We start from the raw sequence: 18,168 nt of genomic DNA, 5'->3' as shown, positions 1-18,168 counted from the left end.
GGCTTAGGCCGCGAGCTCGACGCGCGGCGCCGGGCTGAGCCGGTGTTCTTCCAGATGGTCCATCGCGCCGTCCTTCTCGACGGCGTAGAACTGCTGGCCGTCCTTGGACCTGTAGGCGGCGCGAACGACGCCGCGGCGGCCCTTGTCACTGTTGACGACGTCCCCCAGCGCAAACTTCTTCATCTCACGTCCCGCTTGTCTTCAGGCCGACTCCTTCGGCCACGGCCGGATTGTGGGCGGCAAATCGTTAACGACTTGCTAACCATACCGGTTTGCCTATGCTCGCCGCCGTTCGCGCGGGCAGCTCGCACGCGCATGTTGTCAACGAGACGAGCCGGCATCCATGACGCGATTTCCAACCCTCTTCCTGTCGCATGGCGGCGGCCCCTGGCCCTTCATGGAGGACCGGCGGGTGCAATACGCGAAGACGGCCGAGGAGTTCGGCCGGCTGCCGCAGCTTCTCCCCGAGAAGCCCAAGGCCGTGCTCGTCATCACCGGCCATTGGGAGGCCGAAGCCTTCACCGTGTCGACCTCGGCGCATCCGCCGATGGTGTACGACTATTACGGTTTCCCCGAGCATACCTATCACCTCAAATATCCGGCGCCTGGCAAGCCCGAGCTCGCTGCGGAGGTGAAGGCGCTGCTCAAGCACGCCGGCCTCGATTGCCGGGAGGATCCCAATCAGGGTTTCGATCACGGCACCTTCGTGCCGCTCGGCCTGATGTATCCGAACGCGGACATGCCGATCGTGCTGTTGTCACTGAAGGCGAGCTACGATGCGGCCGAGCACATCAAGGTCGGGCAGGCGATCGCATCGCTACGCGACGAAGGTATTTTGATCGTCGGCAGCGGGCTGACCTATCACAACATGCGCGGGTTCAACCGGCCGGAGTCGAAGCCCGTCTCGTATGATTTCGAGGCCTATCTGAACGAGGCGATCAGCAACCCGGATGCGGCGCGCCGCAACGCGATGCTGGTCGACTGGGAGAACGCGCCGAGCGCGCGCCTCGCGCATCCCCGCGAGGACCATCTGTTGCCGTTGATGGTGGCGGCAGGTGCCGCCGGCAGCGACGTTGGCAAGCGCGTCTTCGTCGACGAGGTCGCGAACGTCGCGATGGCGTCGTATGTGTTTGGATGAATCTCAGGGTGGATTAGCGCAGCGTAATCCACCATCGAGCCGCAATGAAGGTGGTGGATTACGCTGGCGGACTGCGCTTCGCGCAGCCGCGGGCTAATCCACCCTACGGGGTTCCGACTAAAAATGTCGAAAACAACCCCATGCACAGTAGAACGGCCCAGCAAATAGAATGGCTTAGCAGAGTACTTTTGCCGGGCAGGATACGCGAGCGGTATTTCGACGGGTTTGACACGTCGGGCAAAACAGCGGCAAAATTCGATCATGGCACCGCTCTCGCTGAAGCACAGCGATTCACGGCATTTGCGAGGAGTCCGCTTTGGGTTCGTCGCGCCATTGAAGGTGCGAGTCTCCGCCGCGATCAGGCGGCAGCTGTGGTGTCCGAGGCACAGTTCTCCAACAACTGGCTTCCAATCGGGAGGCCTGTCGATTTTGTCTATACGGACAGTGCTAGCGTCGGCTTACTCTTGATTGTCCGAGTCTGGAAATACTTCGGTTTTGGGATTATCGACGCCTCTGATGACGCTGCATGTCACGGTCAACGACGCTCAAACTGGCGCCCCCCGCTGTGACGTGAAAGCGGTCATCGCCGTAGTTGGACTTGCGATCGAGGCCAGAATTGCCGGTGCGCCAGCGATGATCGCTGAAGGTGACCGGACCGCCTTTTACTTGCGTGACGCCATCAGACATGGCGCGCGCGGCATTATAAGTTTCGGGGTGTGCGGCGGGCTAGATCCGAAGCTCCGACCAGGTGACATTGTCATCGCCTCGGCGGTATTTGCCGCGAAAGATGAAGCTTATCCAGCTGACCTCCCCTGGGCCGAGGAGCTCCTTCGGATGATCCCGGGTGCCAGCTACTCTGCGATAGCTGGTGTCGCTTCCCCGATGACAAGTCTTGAAGAGAGACGGGATTTCCATGGCATCACCGGGGCGGTTGCCGCCGATATGGAGTCGCAGATCGTCGCTCGAATTGCTTCCGAACTCAGAATTCCCTTTGCCGTCTGTCGTGTTGTTCTAAACCCCGCTCATCGAAAACTTCCGAGGGCAGCGCTCATAGATATCGGGCCAGCAGGTAAGCCTGAGCTGCGCAAGATTGGACGTTCGCTTGTCCAAGACCCGGGGCAACTCCCTGGTCTTGGCCGGCTCGCCGTTGACTCCGTCATGGCGGTGATGGCTTTGCGCAGCGCCAAGCGACGGCTCGGAGCTCACTTTGGTTTCCCGCACCTGTGTTCACGAGACCGAGTCTCCATTCCGACGCGTGCACTTGAAACGATAGCCACACGCGCCTGATCAGACTCCAGGCTTGTCCAGGTCCGAGATGGTGTTTGAATCTGCACGCCGGCGCAGGAAGACGTTACTCACCGAAAGAGCCGGTGCGGCCAAAATATCCGCCAGCGCGTTCCAGGAAAACGTTGGCCGAGGCGCGCCCGCGTGGCACGAAGTCTGCTCGGCCGCTCGTCCGAAGCAGCCTCGTCGTCTCATAAATCGCCAGGCGAGCGGGTTCCAGTCGCGCCAAACCTGCTCGGCCCTTTGGGATAGCAAGCCCGAGACGATTTCCGGCGCAGGTCCGAAGACCTCAGGCAGTTTGCTCGACAAACCGTTGTCCGACAGAACGTCCCATCTCGAAAATCCGCCCATGATCGGAGATGAGATGGCGAACACCACGCGACCAATCCGCGCCTCCCGTGCCGGGAAAGAACACATCGGGCAAGGTTCGACGATTGAATACAAGGTGCAATCCGGCAAACGCTTTTGTCTTAGAATCTTCTGCGCCTCTGAAAGAGCCACGAGTTCCGCGTGTCGGGTCACGTCGCATTCCGATGAAACGTGGTTGGTCGCTTCTGCGATGACCTGTCCTCGAAACGCGATTACGGCACCGAATGGCAGCTCTCCTTGCTTCACCCCTTGCCGAGCGAGCTCGAGGCATCTTTCCATCATTCGCAGATCTTGGACGTCAGCTTCTGATCTACCCATAGGCGCCCCCTTGGGAACGCGAGATCGGTGTTGAGAATGCGTCTGTCGCTGCCCCTTCATATTACGGCGGCGTCGTAGCGACGAAGAATGTTTCCGGCGCCGCTACGTCGGCGGCTCCTGCGGCCTGGCATATTGGCAATAAGCAGCGGGCTACAAACAGTCTGACTTGATCTGGATCAAGGACCGTTACCTTTTAGGTACCGCACGGACCACACGATGATCGATTGTCTATGTCGGCTCCGGGGTCCCTCGAAAACAGACATCCCGGATTTTATGGGTACACGCGCCAATCCGCTCTACGCGGCGTCAACCTCACCCATACCTCAGCTTCATGAACAGGATACCGCCGGCGAGCACCATGGTGATGGCGTTGGCCGCGACCAGCGGGGCGTCGCCAGAGAGCAGGCCGTAGATGAGCCAGAGCGCCAGGCCCAGCACCATGACCAGGAACATGCCGAGCGAAATGTCGCGCGCCGAGCGGGTCTTCCAGACCTTGATGAACTGCGGCGCGTAGGCGACGGTGGTGCAGGTTGCGGCGGCAAAGCCGATCAGCTTGATCGCGAAAGGGTCCATGCCGGCTCTATAGCATGGATTCGGTGGTGATCATGGCTAGAGCCTTTTCCGTTCCGATGAAATCGGAACGGGGCTCTGGATTCTTGTTTTGACGCGTTTTCTTTACGCGAACCGGTATCCACTTCGCTCGAAAACGCTACGTCTGGCGCGCCGCTATGAGATCGCGATAGAGCACGGCGTAGTCGCCGGCGCGGTTGCGCCAGGAGACGTCGGTCGCAAGGCCGCTCAATTGCAGCCGGCGCCAGGTCGCCTTGTTGCGGAAGGCGGTGTTGGCCTTGCGCAGCGTTCCGGTGAGGGCCTCTACGGTGACGGGCGCGAACTTGAAGCCGGTCGCGTCGCGGTCCGATGTGTCGGCCTCGCCGATATCGACGATGGTGTCTTCGAGGCCGCCGACGCGCGACACGATCGGGACGGCGCCGTAGCGCAGCGCGTAGAGCTGGGTCAGGCCGCACGGCTCGAACCGCGAGGGTACGATGAGCGCGTCCGATCCGGCCTGGATCAGGTGCGCCAGAATCTCGTCATAGCCGATCACGACGCCGATCCGCCCGGGGTTCGCGCGGGCGACGGCCTGATAGCGATCCTGGAGATCGCGATCGCCGCTGCCGAGCAGCGCGAGCTGCATGCCGTCGCCCAAAATGGTCGGGATGGCCTCGAGCAGGAGATCGAGCCCCTTCTGCCAGGACAGGCGGCTGATGACGCCGAGCAACGGTGCCTCGTCCGAGGAATCGAGATTGAACTGTTGCTGAAGCACCGCCTTGTTCGCGGCGCGGAACGTGAGATCCTCCGCGCCGAAGCGGTAGGCGATGTGCGGATCGGTTTGCGGATTCCACACGTCGGTGTCGATGCCGTTGAGGATGCCGCTCAGCACATCAGCGCGCTCGCGCAGCAGGCCGCCGAGCCCCATGCCGCCTTCATCGCTCTGGATCTCCTGCGCATAGGTCGGCGATACCGTGGTGATGCGATCGGCGAGTTGAAGCCCCGCCTTGAGGAAGCTGATGCCGCCGAAATATTCGAGGCCGCGAACGTTGAAGGAGTCCCAGGGCAGGCCGATCGAACCGATCAGCTCGGGAGCGAACTTGCCCTGATAGGCCATGTTGTGGACGGTCATCACGGTGCCGGGCCGCGGACGGTTGTCATAGTGCAGATAAGCCGGCGCAAGCCCCGCCTGCCAGTCGTGGGCGTGCACGACATCGGGCACGAATGCGGGGACGAGGCCGTGGCCGATGTCGGCGGCAATGCGTGACAGTGCGGCAAAGCGCAGGCCATTGTCGGGCCAGTCGACGCCCTCGGGAGTGACGTAGGGATTGCCCGGTCGATCATAGAGATGCGGCACGTCGAGCACGAACAGATCGAGCCCGTCATGCGAGCCCGCGAGCAGGCGTCCGGGGCCGCCGAAATAATCCGGCCAGCGCCGGATTTCGCCGGCTCCCCCCAGCATCCGCATCACGTCGGGGTAGCCGGGCATCAGCGTGCGCATCTCGACGCCGTGCGCCTTCAGCGCAAGCGGAAGTGCGCCGGCGACATCCGCGAGGCCGCCGGTCTTGACGATCGGGTAGACTTCGGAGGCGACCGCGAGGACGCGAACAGGCGTCATGTATTGAGCCTGTCGAGCATTGTCTGGGTGATGAGCGAAATGCCCTGCTCCGTGGTGCGGAAGCGCTTGGCGTCGAGTTCGGGGTCGTCGCCGACGACGAGCCCCTCGGGGATTTCGACGCCGCGGTCGATCACGACGTTCTTCAAGCGTGCGCCGCGGCCGACGTTCACGTAGGGCATGATCACGGCGTTCTCGACATTGGCGTAGGAGTTGACGCGCACGCCGGTGAACAGCAGCGAGCGGCGCAGCGAGGCGCCGGAGATGATGCAGCCGCCCGAGACCAGCGAGCTCACGGCCTGACCGCGCCGGTTCTCCTCGTCATGGACGAACTTGGCGGGCGGCGTGATCTCCGCATAGGACCAGATCGGCCAGGCGCGGTCGAACAGGTCGAGCTCCGGCACGACGTCGGTGAGGTCGATGTTCGCGGCCCAATAGGCGTCGACCGTGCCGGCATCGCGCCAGTAAGCGCGGGGATCGCTGCCCGAGCGTACGCACGAGGTCGAGAATTGATGCGCGATGGCGCGGCCGTTCTTGACGATATAGGGGATGATGTCCTTGCCGAAATCGTGACTGGAGTTCGTATCCTCGGCGTCGCGCTTGAGCTGGTCGAACAGGAATTTCGTATCGAACACGTAGATGCCCATGCTGGCGAGCGAGACGTCTGGTTTGCCCGGCATCGGCGGCGGATCCTTGGGCTTCTCGAGGAACTGCTGGATCCAGCCGTTCTCGTCGATGTGCATAATGCCGAAGCCGGAAGATTCTTGGCGCGGCATTTCGAGGCAGCCGACCGTGACGTCGGCGCCGCTGTCGACATGCTGGCGCAGCATCACCTCGTAGTCCATCTTGTAGATGTGGTCGCCGGCGAGCACGACGATGAAGCGTGCGTTGTGCGACTCGATGATGTCGATGTTCTGATAGATCGCATCCGCCGTGCCGACATACCACATGTTCTCCGACACGCGCTGACTGGCCGGGAGGATGTCAAAGCTCTCGTTGCGTTCGGGGCGGAAGAAGTTCCAGCCCATCTGAAGGTGCCGGATCAGGCTGTGCGCCTTGTACTGGGTCGCGACCGCGATCCGGCGGATACCGGAATTCACCGCATTGGACAGCGCGAAATCGATGATGCGGGACTTGCCGCCGAAATAGACCGCGGGCTTGGCGCGCCGGTCGGTCAGTTCCAGGAGCCGGCTGCCGCGTCCGCCGGCCAGGACGAACGCCAGCGCCTGACGGGCAAGCGGCTCGGGTCTCGCGGCACTCATGTCATCCTCCCACACCTCTGGCGCTTTGCGAGAAGCCTCCCGGCCGCGCACATTGGAACCGATAGTAACGGTACGAATAGTAAATCGGAAAGGTGCTTGTTGGTTGCGAACGCCCGGGAAGCTTAATGCTTTGCTGTGGCCTGTGGCTCCGTCGCACCGGTGTCATGTCCGTGCGGGCGCTGGCGTTGGCCGGACCACAATCGAGGCATGCGCGGGTATTCTTGTGCGGCGCACGCAATGCAGGCTGTGACTTTCGGAGGCTTTGACTTGGGGCAAGGATGCCCGATCATGGCCTTGCGATCCTTTTCCAAACGAACGTCAGACAGGGAGCAAGACGATGAGTATCTGGAAAACCGCAATTGCCTGTTCGCTGGCGGGCGCAGTGATGGCCGGCCAAATCGAGCAGGCGGCAGCGGCTCCGCTGCCGACCAACGTCGCGACTATGAAGGCCGCCGTCGGTGACGATGTCACCCCGGTGTATTGGCGCGGCCGTGGCTGGGGCGGAGGAGGCTGGGGATGGGGCGCAGGAGGCCTCCTCGCCGGAGCCATTATCGGCGGCGCCATCGCGAGCAGCGCGCCCTATGGTTACTATGGCGGCGGTCCGTATTACGGCGGTTATGGTTATGGGCCGGGCTACGGCTATGGTTATGCGCCGGCCTATTACGGCGGCTATGGGCCGAGCTATGGGTATGGTGGCTACTACGCTGGTCCCCGCTACTACGGCTATCGGGCCTATCGTCCATACTACGGCCCTCGCTACGGCTACTACCGGCCGTACCGGGGCTATTATGGCGGATACTGGTGACGGTCTTGCAGGCCTAGAGCGAGAGCCACACGATCAGGCTCATGCAGGCGAGATGCGCGAGCACGATCGCGGCGAGATGCAACGGGCCGGCCTTGAGGCTGGACTTGCGCATCCCGCCGCGCCCCGCGCTAGTTTGACCCCGCGGCCGCGGCCGTGAAGCTGCGGTCGACGGCTTTACTCACGTCGAGCGTCTTCGGCAGGATGCCGTAGCGCGTCGAGCGGTCGGAGGCTTCCTGCACCTCCTTCACCACATTCTGGTCGATCACGATCGGGCTGGTGCGCTGCGCGGTGTAGGCCGACAGCAGCACGTCCTCGGGCAGCTTGGTCAGCTCGGCCGTGCTCTTGGCGTATTCGGCAACATGATCGAGCGACCACAGCCGCGCCTTGTTCAGCCGCTGCACGAGGTCCTGCACCGCCGCGCGCTTGGTGGCGATGGCGTTGTCGGAGGCCACGATGAAGGTGATGGTCGGCGTCAGGCCTTCGCCGTCGGCGATCACGCGGGCCTTGTCCTTCAGCGTCGCGAACGAGACGTAGGGCTCCCACACCGCCCAGGCATCGATCGAGCCGGCGACGAGCGCGATCTTGGCGTCGACCGGGCCGAGCGGCGCGAAGGCCGCGTCCTCCAGCTTGATCTGCGCTTTCTCCAGCGTCGCGTCGATCAGGAACTGGCCCCAGCCGCCGCGCGTGCCGGCGAGGCGTTTTCCCTTGAGATCGGCGGCCGACTTGATCGGCGAATCCTGGCGCACGAGGATCGCTTGCGTCTTCGCATCCGACCTGGTGCCGCCGATCGCCTTGATCGGCGCGCCGGCCGCATAGACCGAGAGGAAGGAGAGATCGCCGGTGTAGCCGACGTCGAGCGCGCCGGCGTTCAGCGCTTCCAGGATCGGGGCGGCGGCGGGGAATTCCGACCATTCGATTCTGTAGGGCAGGTCCTTCGCATAGCCGGAGATTTCGAGCAGCGAGCGGTTGCCGCCCTTCTGGTCGCCGACGCGCAGCACGACGGTGTCGGCCGCGAACGAGGCGGCAGCCGTCGACAAGGTGATGGCTGCGGCGAACAGCGATGCTGCGAGCCGGCGTGTGATGGAATGGTCGTCGGAGTTGATGCTCATGTGGCCTGTCTTGTTGCTTTGCTCACGACGCGTGAGCGAGCGATGCAGCGAGACGATCAAGTCTATGACGGCGCGATGCGCAGTCAATGAAATGGCTATCCGTATTGCAGATGCGTCGGGCAATGACGTTTCAGCGCAGCGCCGCTTTCGAGAACGCGCCGCATGCGTGGCGGATGATGCGCAGGAATGATGCAGGCTGCGGAGTCGCGGCGCATCCTTGCAAGATGATGCAGCAACGAAAATCGTTTCATCGCTGTCTCGTGCGCTGATGGAGAGAATGACCTCGCTTCGCGCCACATTCGAAATTCCATTTCATTGACGATGCGGCGACCGCGCCGCATGATTTGCGCATCGCATCAAAGCCGCGCGTGAAGCGTCGGCGAAAAATATTCTCTCAACGCAGATCCACGCGGAACATGCGCAACGCGAAGCGCTGCGCGAACGGCGGAGCTGTGCCAACTCAGGAGTGGGGCTGATGGACAACGACAACAAGCGCGGCGGATCGGCCCTCGATCGGCGTCATCTGCTCCAGGCAGGGCTTGCGGCGGCGTTCGCCGCGCCGCTGGGTGCCTTCGGTGCGGCGCAGGCCTTTGCGCCGAAGGCAATCGCGCCGGGTGTCGATCTCTCTGAGTTTCCGCTGTGCCGGACGGCTTCGGATGCGCCCGCGCTCACCGGCGCGCCGCGCAAGCTCAAGCTGTCGTGGAATGCCGGTGCGGTGTGCCTCGCGCCGGTGCCGGTCGCGATCGAGCACGGCTTCTTCCAGAAGCACAATCTCGACATCGAGCTCATCAACTATTCCGGCTCGACCGACCAGCTGCTCGAGGCGATCGCGACGGGAAAGAGCGATGCCGGGCTCGGCATGGCGCTGCGTTGGCTGAAGCCGCTGGAGCAGGGCTTTGACGTCAAGATCGCCGCCGGCACCCATGGCGGCTGCATGCGCGTCCTGACCCGCGCCGACTCCAGCGTGAGCAAGCTCGCCGACCTCAAGGGCAAGATCGTCGCGGTCGGCGACCTCGGTGGCCCCGACAAGAACTTCTTCTCCATTCAGCTCGCCAAGCTCGGTATCGACCCGGTCAAGGATGTCGACTGGCGCGCCTATCCCGGCAACCTGCTGGACGTCGCGGTCCAGAAGGGTGAGGTGCAGGCCTTCCTGTCGTCTGATCCGCTCGGATATCTCTGGCTCAAGGACAGCCAGTACAAGGAAGTCGCCTCGAACCTTGACGGCGAATATCGCGACAAGAGCTGCTGCATCCTCGGCCTGCGCGGCTCGCTTGTTCGCGAAGAACCTCAAGTCGCGCGTGCCCTGACGCAGGCGCTGCTCGATGCCGCGATGTTCACCGCGCAGAATCCGGCCGTGACGGCAAAATCGTTCCAGCCTTACGCGCCGAAGACGGCGTCGCTCGCCGATATCGAGGGCATGGTGCGCTACCACACCCACCATCATCATCCCGTAGGTGAGGTGCTGAAGCGCGAGCTCAAGGCCTATGCCGACGATTTGAAGAGCGTCCAGGTCTTCAAGCAGAGCACCGATACGGCCAAATTCGCGGAGCGCATCTATGTCGACGTATTCGCTGTCTGACGGCCTCGCCTCCGGCGCGCCGCGCCTCTCGCGCACGCCGGTCCTTGCGAGCTGGGTCCGGGAATCCGGCGTCGGCATTCTCGCCAGCGTCGCGTGGATCGCGTTCGGCCTGTCCTGCCTGTGGTGGGAGGATGTCGGCGACTGGTCGCGGACGCACTCGCTCGGCATCGCCGCCTTCATCGTTGCCGCAGTCGCCTTGTTCGGCACCGTCGGCGCCGACTATCTGGGCACCGCGGGGAAGGCCTTGCGACAGCGCGCGCCCTGGCTCGTGGCGCTCGGCGCATTCCTGACGTTGTGGGAGGTCGCGACCGCAAAGTTTGCGTGGCTGCCGCTGCCGTTCTTCCCGCCGCCGCAGTCGATCATCGAGGTTTATACCGACGATTTGCCAAAACTGCTCGACAGCGTCTTCGCCTCGGTGAGGCTCCAGCTTGGCGGCTATCTGATCGGCGCCACGGTCGGATTCCTGACCGGCGTCTCGATCGGCTGGTCTCGCGCGGTCGGCTATTGGGTGCATCCGGTGCTGCGCTTCATCGGCCCGCTGCCGGCAACCGCCTGGCTGCCGATTGCCTTCTTCACCTTTCCGTCGAGCTGGAGCGCCTCGACCTTCCTGATCGCGCTCGCGACCGGCTTCCCAGTCACGGTGCTGACGTGGTCCGGTGTCGCGAGCGTCAGCAACGCCTATTACGACGTCGCACGCACGCTCGGCGCAAAGCCGTCCTTCCTGGTGCTGAAGGTCGCGATTCCCGCGGCACTCCCGCACGTCTGCGTCGGCCTGTTCATGGGCCTCGGCTCGTCCTTCGCCGTGCTCGTCGTGGCCGAGATGATTGGCGTGAAGGCCGGGCTCGGCTGGTACCTGCAATGGGCGCAGGGCTGGGCCGCCTACGCCAACATGTATGCGGCGCTGATCGTGATGTCGCTGCTCTGCTCCGGCGCCATCACGCTGCTGTTCGCCATCCGCGATCGCCTGCTGGTCTGGCAGAAGGGGACCGTGAAATGGTAGCCGCAACCGCACTGGCCGAGGTTACCACCCCGCCGGCCGCCGGCGCCGCGCTCGACATCGAGCAGGTCAGCCACGCCTTCGACATCGATGGCACTGAGCTGCCTGTTCTCAGCGACGTCAGCATCTCCGTTGAGCCGGGCGAGTTCGTCGCGCTGCTCGGCCCCTCCGGCTGCGGCAAGTCCACGCTCCTGAGGCTCGTCGCCGGCCTCGATAAGCCCAAGGCTGGAACGTTGCGCGAGGACGAAGGCCGCATCACCCGGCCGCATCCGTCGCGCGTCGTCGTGTTCCAGGATCCGACCCTGTTTCCCTGGCGGTCGGTCTGGGACAACGTCGCCCTGGGCCTTGAGGCCCAGGGCATCCTTAAGAGCCAGCGGAAGCGTGTCGATGACGCGCTCGATCTCGTTGGGCTGTCGTCGTTCCGCAATGCTTATCCGCATCAGCTCTCCGGCGGCATGGCGCAACGCGTCGCGCTCGCCCGCGCGCTCGTGAACGATCCAAAAATCCTGATCCTCGACGAGCCGCTCGGCAAGCTCGACTCGCTGACCCGCATCACCATGCAGGCCGAGCTCGTCTCGCTCTGGCAGCGCAAGGGTTTTACCACGCTGCTGGTGACCCATGACGCCGAGGAGGCTTTGGTGCTCGCCAACCGCGTCATCGTATTCAGCGACCGCCCGGCGCGGGTGAAGGCCGACATCCGTGTCGACCGGCCCTATCCGCGCCATCGCGGCGATCCATATCTGGCGGATCTGCGCCGCCAGATTCTTGGTCTCCTGGGGTTAGACGCCACATGGTAACGTCTGTAGCCAAGGGCCGGACGGCCCATAGCGAGCCCGACTACATCGCGCGCGCCGAGGCGCTGGCCGAAGGCTTCGCTGCGCGTGCAGCCGAGCATGATCGCGCCGGCAGCTTTCCCTTCGAGAATTTTCGCGAGCTCTCCGAGGCGGGCCTGCTGTCGCTGACGGTGCCGGCCGTTCATGGCGGCGCCGGGGCGGGCGCACGATATGCCGCGCGGGTCATCGGCATCATCGGCAAGGCCGATTCCTCGACCGCGCTGGTGCTGTCGATGCACTACATCAACCATCTGGTGATGGGGCGCAGCCCGACCTGGCCGGCGAAGCTCTCGCGCAAGCTTGCGCGTGAGAGCGTCGAGGGCCTCGCGCTCGTCAACGCGCTCCGCGTCGAGCCCGAGCTCGGCTCGCCCGCGCGCGGCGGCCTGCCGGCGACGATCGCACGCCGCACCGAGACCGGCTGGCGCCTGACCGGTCACAAGATCTATTCGACGGGATCGCCGATCCTGAAATGGTATCTGGTCTGGGCGCGGACCGACGAAGCCGAGCCGCGCGTCGGGCAGTTCCTGGTACCGGCGGGACTGCCGGGCATCCGCATCGTCGAGACCTGGGATCATCATGGCCTGCGCGCCAGCGGCAGCCATGATGTCATCTTCGACGACGTCGTGATCCCGCTCGATGCCGAGGTCGATGTCCGCAAGCCCCAGGATTGGCGTGCGCCCGACGTTGCGCAGGCGACCGTCCACACGGTGTTCGTCGCCGCGATCTATGACGGCATTGCCCGTGCCGCGCGCGACTGGTTCGTCCAGTTCCTGAAGCAGCGCGTCCCCGCCAGCCTCGGCGCGCCGCTTGCGACCTTGCCGCGGGCGCAGGAGATCCTCGGTGCCATCGAGGCCAGGCTCGCAGTCAATGCACGGTTGATCGAGACGTTCGCCCGCGACTTCGACGACGGTGTCGCTCTCTCCACCGGCGAGTCCAACGTGATCAAGCTGACGGTGACTAACAACGCCGTCGCCGTGGTCGAGGATGCACTGTCGCTGACCGGCAATCATGGCCTGTCCCGCACCAATCCGCTGGAGCGGCACTATCGCGACGTGTTGTGCGGCCGCGTGCACACGCCGCAGGACGATGCCACCCGCGCCGGCCTCGGCCGCGCCGCATTGGGCCTCTAGCTTTCAGGACAACAAACAGGGAGACGATCATGTCGGTCGAGTTCATCGGCTTTATCGCTAACAGCAATGCTTCCGAGACCATCGTGCGCCAGGGTCCGGTGCTCGATCCGCCCTATATCGAGACGGTCGCGAAGGCGCACGAGCTTGCCGGTTTCGACCGCGCGCTGCTGGCGTTCCATTCGACCACGCCGGATGCACTCCAGGTGGCCCAGCATGTGCTGACCATCACCAAGAAGCTCAAGGTGATGATCGCGCAGCGGCCCGGCTTTACCGCGCCGACGCTCTTGGCACGCCAACTCGCGACGCTTGACCAATTCTATGGCGGCCGCGTCTCACTGCACGTCATCACCGGTGGCAATGCGACCGAGCTCAGGCAGGACGGCAACACGCTCGACGACAAGGACGAGCGTTACGCCCGCACCAGCGAATTCCTCGACGTGGTGCGGCTGGAATGGACCAGCGAAAAGCCGTTCAACTACAGCGGCAAGTACTACAACGTCGAGAACGGCTTTTCGCAGGTCAAGCCGCTCCAGAAGGGTGGCATCTACACCTTCGTTGGCGGCGGCTCCGACGCCGCGATCGAGGTTGCGGGCAAGCATGCCGATACTTTTGCGCTGTGGGGCGAATCCTACGCGCAGGTACGCGACGTCACCTCCCGCGTTCACAATGCCGCCGTCAGGCAGGGACGGCCGACGCCGCGCTTCAGCCTCTCGGTGCGGCCGATCATTGCCCCGACCGAGAAGCAGGCCTGGGAGAAGGCCGAAGAAATCCTGGCGCGCGCCACAGCGCTCCAGGACAAGACCGGCTATCGCAAGCCCGCCGATGGCCACGCCACCGCCGGTGCACGGCGCCTGCTCTCGCTCGCCGACCAGGGCAGCCGGATCGACAAGCGGCTTTGGACCGAGATCGCAAAGCTCACCGGCGCCAACAGTAACACCACCGCGCTGGTCGGCACGCCCGAGCAGGTCGCCGAAGTCTTCGCCGACTATTACGACCTCGGCGTCAGCCACTTCCTGATCCGCGGCTTCGATCCGCTTCCCGATGCCATCGACTATGGCCGCGAGTTGATCCCGCTGACGCGCGAGCTCGCCGCCAAGCGTCAGGCCGTTCGCGGCGAGGCGGCGGAATGATCCGCCTCATGCTGGCCGGTGCGCTGCTGTTCGGCTCGTTGGAGCTCGCGGCGGCGCAAACCACTTTGCGCGTTGGCGACCAGAAGGGCAACTCGCAGGCCGTGATGGAAGCGGCAGGCGTGCTCAAGGACGTGCCTTACAAGATCGAGTGGAAAGAGTTTCCGGCCGCGGCACCTCTGCTCGAGGCGCTCAGCGCCGGCGCGATCGAGACCGGGCTCGTCGGCGATGCGCCCTTCACCTTCGCCGCCGCCTCCGGCGCGCCGGTGAAGGCGATCGCCGCGATCCGTCAGACCCGCGAGGGGCTCGCCATCCTCGTGCCCGAGAATTCGCCGATCAGGAGCTTCGCTGATTTGCGCGGCAAGAAGATCGCGACGGGGCGCGGCTCGATCGGCCATCAGCTGATCCTCGCTGCGCTCGAGAAGAACGGCTGGAGTGCGAGCGACGTGCAGATCGCGTTCCTGGCGCCGTCCGATGCCAAGATCGCCTATACCCAAGGCTCGGTCGATGCATGGTCGACGTGGGAGCCCTATGTGAGCCAGGAAGAGGTGCTGTTCAAATCGCGCCGCGTCATCACCTCGGAGGGCCTGACGCCGGGGCTGAGCTTCCAGGTCGCGCGGCCCGACGCGATCCGCGACAAGCGCGCGGAGCTGACGGACTTCATCCGGCGCCTTACGGGAGCGCGGGCGTGGTCGCTGAGCAACGTCGACAGCTATGCCGCGACCTGGGGCAAGCTGATGAACATCCCGACCGCCGTGCCGCAAAACTGGCTGTCGCGTGCAAAGATCCGCATCGCGCCGATCGACGACGGCGTGGTCGCGGACGAACAGAGCACGATCGACCTCTATTTCCGCTGGGGCCTGATCAAGCAGAAGCTCGATGCGGCCGAGATCGTCGACCGTTCATTTGCGGACGCGATTGCGAAGGCGGGGCTGTAGTGCGCGCTTTCCCTCTCCCCTTGTGGGAGAGGGTGGCTCGCCGCGTAGCGGCGAGACGGGGTCTCCCTCTGCGCACTCATCTCTCGCGATCGAGCTCGCGGATAGATACCCCTCATCCGGCGCCGTAGCCGATGCGAAGCATCGGCGTTCTTAGGGACGGCGGCCGAAGGCCGCCTATGCCACCTTCTCCCACAAGGGGAGAAGGAAGAACGCTCTCACGGGCGCTTCAAGGGATCGTGAGAAAAGGAGGACGTTTCCAGCGCAATCGCCTTCCTCGAAACATTCCTTCTGCATTTCGAACTGCCGACAACACCCTCATTGCTATTTACACCGCCTCCCTTGCGGCACGCCGCATCCCGTCAAAAATCATTCAGACGACCACATCGGGAGACCGGCCATGGGCCTGCAAGAAACAAAAATCGAATCGCTTCCCTTCGTCACTGCTGAACTCAACTACCTCGCGCCGGTCTCCGGCAAGCCGCGCACCTATGCTTTCGATCCGCCGCCGGGCGAGCCCAAGAGCACGTCGTTGCCGGAGCCGCATCAGGTCCCGATCTTCGATGCGCGCCTGATCGCGGACAATCTCTCGCTGGATCGCGAGGGCTTTGCGTTGGTGCGTCACCCGACGCAGGTGAAGGACTTTTACAACGACGAGGAAATCCGCACCGTCTATTATCCCGCCGTCGAGGCGTTCCTGCGCGCGACGCTGAAGGCCGACCGGGTCGTCATCTTCGATCACACCGTGCGCAGGCGCGTCGAAGGCGCTCCTGATATTCGCGATGGTGGCCCGCGCCAGCCTGCGACGCGCGTCCATGTCGACCAGACCGCCGTCTCCGGCGCCAACCGCGTGCGTGAGCATCTGCCCGACGAAGCCGAAGCGCTGTTGAAGGGGCGTGTGCAGGTGATCAATCTCTGGCGGCCGATCCGCGGACCCTTGCGCGATTCACCGCTGGCGATGGCCGACGGCACGACGGTTGCGCCCAATGATCTCGTCGCCTCCGATCTGATCTATCCCAATCGCCGCGGCGAGACCTATTCGGTGAAATACAATCCGAACCATCGCTGGTTCTATTTCCCCGAGATGACGCCGGACGAGGCGCTGCTGCTCAAGTGCTATGATTCCGCAACCGACGGCCGGACCCGGTTCGGGCCGCATACGGCCTTCGTCGATCCGACCACGCCGGCCGATGCGGCTCCACGCGAAAGCATCGAGGTCCGCACGCTGGTGTTCCATAAACAGTAACAATGTGTGATGGCACTGCCGGGCGCGCCCGGCAGTGTTCCCGGAACTTACCGGAACAAATCGACGTTTGCAGCGCCGGGCAGGGCAACCGGGAGCGGTGCCGTGCGAACGCAGACGACGCTTTTCTTCAGTCTGGCCACTTTTTCGCTTTCTGCATTTTCCGTCGCGCAAGCCGAAAGCGGGCTTGCCTCATACGACGGCTACGGAAAAGCCGGTAAGGGCGGCGAGCTGACATGCGCCCACCGCACGCGCCAGTTCGGCACCGTGCTGAGGGTGTCCTATGGCAGCCGGTCGATCCAGTGCCGCGTCAATGATCGCGGCCCCTTCATCCGCGGCCGGATCGTCGATCTCTCGGTGCCGGCGGCCAAAGCGCTCGGCATGATGAGCGCCGGCGTGGTGCGGGTCTCGGTGGAATAGGCCTGCCAGCGCGCTATAGTACCGCCCAACGCAAGGGTATGGGGGGTGCTATGGCCAGGATTCGGGTGGGACTTGTCGGCTGCGGCTTCGTGTCGGAGCTGCACATGTATGCGTTCCGCCGCGTCTACGGTGTGGATGTCGAGGTCGCGGCGGTCGCGGCGCGCGGCGATCATGTCGTCGAATTCGCCGGCCGCCACGGGATTCCACGGGTCTATCGCAGCTTCGCCGAACTGATCGCGGACCGCGAGCTCGATGTCATCGACATCTGCACCCCGCCCAATCTCCATGCCGACATGATCGTCGCCAGCATGCAGGCCGGCAAGCACGTGATCTGCGAGAAGCCGTTCGCCGGCTATTTCGGCCGGGCAGGCGACGCGCAGCCGATCGGCAAGCATGTGCCGAAGGCGCTGATGTACGAGCGGGTGCTGGAGGAGATGGACGCGACCCGCGCCGCGATCGAGCGCACCGGAAAACTCTTCATGTATGCCGAGGACTGGATCTACGCGCCAGCGGTGACCAAGACCGCGGAGATCATCAGGGCGACGAAAGACAAGATCCTGTTCATGAAGGGCGAGGAGAGTCATTCCGGCTCGCACGCCGCGCATGCCGCGCAATGGGCGATGACCGGCGGCGGCTCGCTGATCCGCATGGGCTGCCATCCGCTCTCGGCCGTGCTTTATCTCAAGCAGGTGGAGGCCAAAGCGCGCGGCGAAACCATCCGCGTCGCCAGCGTCACTGGCGACGTCGGCAACGTCACGGCCGTCCTGAAGCCCGAGGAGCGCACTTATATCAAGGCCAATCCGGTCGATGTCGAAGATTGGGGCACGCTGACGGCGACCTTCTCCGACGGCACCAAGGCGACCGTGTTTTCCGGCGACATGATCATGGGCGGCGTGCGCAATCTGATCGAAACCTACACCTCCGGCGGTTCGCTGTTCGCCAACATCACCCCGAACACGCATCTGATGAGCTACCAGACCAGCGAGGAGAAGCTCGCCAGCGTCTACATCACCGAGAAGGTCGACCGCAAAACCGGCTGGCAATATGTCTGCCTCGAGGAGGAGTGGACGCGCGGGTACTTGCAGGAGATCCAGGACTTCATGGAATGCGCCGCGAGCGGGAGGCAGCCGCTGTCGGACCTGGCGCTGGCGTATGAGACGATCAAGGTGAACTACGCGGGCTACTGGGCCGCGGAGGAGGGACGGCGGGTGGTGTTGTAGGGCGCTGAAGAGACCGCAGGCACGCTGCCATCCCTTCTCCCCTTGTGGGAGAAGGTGGCGCGAAGCGCCGGATGAGGGGTCTCCCTCCGCGAGTTCGAACGTAAGAGATGTGCTTGCGGAGATAACCCCTTGTAAGTCGAAGCGCCGCAGGTCAGCTATTGTAGACGTTGCGGTGACGGACGGGAGCCCGCAAACCCCCAGGTCGTTGCAGGCCGTGGGTGAGAGAGGTGCCCCG

General features: G+C 64.1%; 20 protein-coding genes. 13 read left to right on the top strand and 7 right to left on the bottom strand.

All coding sequences use genetic code 11. The features are described 5' to 3' along the window. Positions 1–3 precede the first annotated feature (3 nt). Complete coding sequence (locus tag QJT78_RS23335) at positions 4–183, bottom strand: hypothetical protein (protein WP_014493109.1); 180 nt, start codon at positions 181–183, stop codon at positions 4–6. Positions 184–343: 160 nt separating this feature from the next. Between QJT78_RS23335 and QJT78_RS23330 the strand changes: the two genes are divergently transcribed. From QJT78_RS23330 to QJT78_RS23320, 3 genes are read left to right on the top strand one after another with little or no spacing between them, the layout of a single operon-like run. Beyond that, positions 344–1,138, top strand: a complete 795-nt coding sequence (locus QJT78_RS23330) for a class III extradiol ring-cleavage dioxygenase (RefSeq protein ID WP_028150383.1) — start codon at positions 344–346, stop codon at positions 1,136–1,138. Between the two features lie 44 nt (positions 1,139–1,182). Then, positions 1,183–1,707: a hypothetical protein gene (locus QJT78_RS23325; RefSeq protein WP_157790243.1), complete on the top strand. Its 525-nt coding sequence runs from the start codon at positions 1,183–1,185 to the stop codon at positions 1,705–1,707. Further along, positions 1,655–2,425 carry a hypothetical protein gene (locus tag QJT78_RS23320; protein WP_049807957.1) on the top strand — a complete coding sequence of 257 codons (771 nt, stop codon included), beginning with the start codon at positions 1,655–1,657 and terminating at the stop codon, positions 2,423–2,425. The genes QJT78_RS23325 and QJT78_RS23320 overlap by 53 nt, the downstream gene beginning before the upstream one ends. Here the strand turns inward: QJT78_RS23320 and QJT78_RS23315 are convergent, their stop codons facing one another. From QJT78_RS23315 to glgC, 4 genes are all read right to left on the bottom strand, one after another. Further along, positions 2,426–3,109, bottom strand: coding sequence for a nucleoside deaminase (locus tag QJT78_RS23315; protein ID WP_049810347.1), 684 nt, complete (start codon positions 3,107–3,109; stop codon positions 2,426–2,428). Between the two features lie 312 nt (positions 3,110–3,421). After that, positions 3,422–3,682 carry a SemiSWEET transporter gene (locus QJT78_RS23310; RefSeq protein ID WP_028150382.1) on the bottom strand — a complete coding sequence of 87 codons (261 nt, stop codon included), beginning with the start codon at positions 3,680–3,682 and terminating at the stop codon, positions 3,422–3,424. 136 nt (positions 3,683–3,818) lie between these two features. After that, entirely contained in the window at positions 3,819–5,276 is a 1,458-nt protein-coding gene (gene glgA, locus QJT78_RS23305) for a glycogen synthase GlgA (protein ID WP_028150381.1), read from the bottom strand. Then, positions 5,273–6,535: a glucose-1-phosphate adenylyltransferase gene (gene glgC / locus QJT78_RS23300; RefSeq protein WP_028150380.1), complete on the bottom strand. Its 1,263-nt coding sequence runs from the start codon at positions 6,533–6,535 to the stop codon at positions 5,273–5,275. Before glgC ends, glgA begins: the two co-directional genes overlap by 4 nt. 337 nt (positions 6,536–6,872) lie before the next feature. Between glgC and QJT78_RS23295 the strand changes: the two genes are divergently transcribed. Beyond that, positions 6,873–7,340 (top strand): hypothetical protein, encoded by a 468-nt coding sequence (locus tag QJT78_RS23295; RefSeq protein WP_028150379.1) that lies wholly within the window; start codon positions 6,873–6,875, stop codon positions 7,338–7,340. A 128-nt stretch (positions 7,341–7,468) separates the two neighbouring features. On the opposite strand, the gene QJT78_RS23290 is transcribed toward QJT78_RS23295, so the two are convergent. Continuing rightward, entirely contained in the window at positions 7,469–8,449 is a 981-nt protein-coding gene (locus QJT78_RS23290) for an ABC transporter substrate-binding protein (RefSeq protein ID WP_028150378.1), read from the bottom strand. Between the two features lie 95 nt (positions 8,450–8,544). Then, a complete protein-coding gene (locus QJT78_RS23285) occupies positions 8,545–8,790 on the bottom strand; it encodes a hypothetical protein (protein WP_155257853.1) in 246 nt (81 codons plus the stop codon). A gap of 134 nt (positions 8,791–8,924) precedes the next feature. Here QJT78_RS23285 and QJT78_RS23280 point away from each other — a divergent pair, with 134 nt between their 5' ends. From QJT78_RS23280 to QJT78_RS23240, 9 genes are all read left to right on the top strand, one after another. Then, positions 8,925–10,028 (top strand): ABC transporter substrate-binding protein, encoded by a 1,104-nt coding sequence (locus tag QJT78_RS23280; RefSeq protein WP_028150377.1) that lies wholly within the window; start codon positions 8,925–8,927, stop codon positions 10,026–10,028. Beyond that, positions 10,006–11,028 carry an ABC transporter permease subunit gene (locus tag QJT78_RS23275; RefSeq protein WP_028150376.1) on the top strand — a complete coding sequence of 341 codons (1,023 nt, stop codon included), beginning with the start codon at positions 10,006–10,008 and terminating at the stop codon, positions 11,026–11,028. The genes QJT78_RS23280 and QJT78_RS23275 overlap by 23 nt, the downstream gene beginning before the upstream one ends. Further along, positions 11,022–11,822 carry an ABC transporter ATP-binding protein gene (locus tag QJT78_RS23270; RefSeq protein WP_028150375.1) on the top strand — a complete coding sequence of 267 codons (801 nt, stop codon included), beginning with the start codon at positions 11,022–11,024 and terminating at the stop codon, positions 11,820–11,822. The genes QJT78_RS23275 and QJT78_RS23270 overlap by 7 nt, the downstream gene beginning before the upstream one ends. Further along, the gene (locus QJT78_RS23265; protein WP_028150374.1) at positions 11,816–12,988 is read left to right on the top strand and encodes an acyl-CoA dehydrogenase family protein; all 1,173 of its coding nucleotides are present in this window, start codon (positions 11,816–11,818) and stop codon (positions 12,986–12,988) included. The genes QJT78_RS23270 and QJT78_RS23265 overlap by 7 nt, the downstream gene beginning before the upstream one ends. 29 nt (positions 12,989–13,017) lie before the next feature. Continuing rightward, positions 13,018–14,118 (top strand): LLM class flavin-dependent oxidoreductase, encoded by a 1,101-nt coding sequence (locus QJT78_RS23260; RefSeq protein ID WP_028150373.1) that lies wholly within the window; start codon positions 13,018–13,020, stop codon positions 14,116–14,118. Next, complete coding sequence (locus tag QJT78_RS23255; protein ID WP_028150372.1) at positions 14,115–15,053, top strand: ABC transporter substrate-binding protein; 939 nt, start codon at positions 14,115–14,117, stop codon at positions 15,051–15,053. Before QJT78_RS23260 ends, QJT78_RS23255 begins: the two co-directional genes overlap by 4 nt. Before the next feature lie 397 nt (positions 15,054–15,450). Then, positions 15,451–16,296 carry a CmcJ/NvfI family oxidoreductase gene (locus tag QJT78_RS23250; RefSeq protein WP_028154371.1) on the top strand — a complete coding sequence of 282 codons (846 nt, stop codon included), beginning with the start codon at positions 15,451–15,453 and terminating at the stop codon, positions 16,294–16,296. A gap of 102 nt (positions 16,297–16,398) precedes the next feature. After that, the gene (locus tag QJT78_RS23245; protein WP_038944993.1) at positions 16,399–16,713 is read left to right on the top strand and encodes a septal ring lytic transglycosylase RlpA family protein; all 315 of its coding nucleotides are present in this window, start codon (positions 16,399–16,401) and stop codon (positions 16,711–16,713) included. A 50-nt stretch (positions 16,714–16,763) separates the two neighbouring features. Then, entirely contained in the window at positions 16,764–17,933 is a 1,170-nt protein-coding gene (locus tag QJT78_RS23240; protein ID WP_028154373.1) for a Gfo/Idh/MocA family oxidoreductase, read from the top strand. Positions 17,934–18,168: the final 235 nt, after the last annotated feature.

This window comes from Bradyrhizobium sp. Mp27 (genome assembly GCF_029953005.1).
Taxonomy (GTDB): Bacteria; Pseudomonadota; Alphaproteobacteria; order Rhizobiales; family Xanthobacteraceae; genus Bradyrhizobium; species Bradyrhizobium barranii.
Note: the sequence above shows the minus strand (reverse complement) of the source record. Positions and strands in the feature narration are given on the sequence as shown.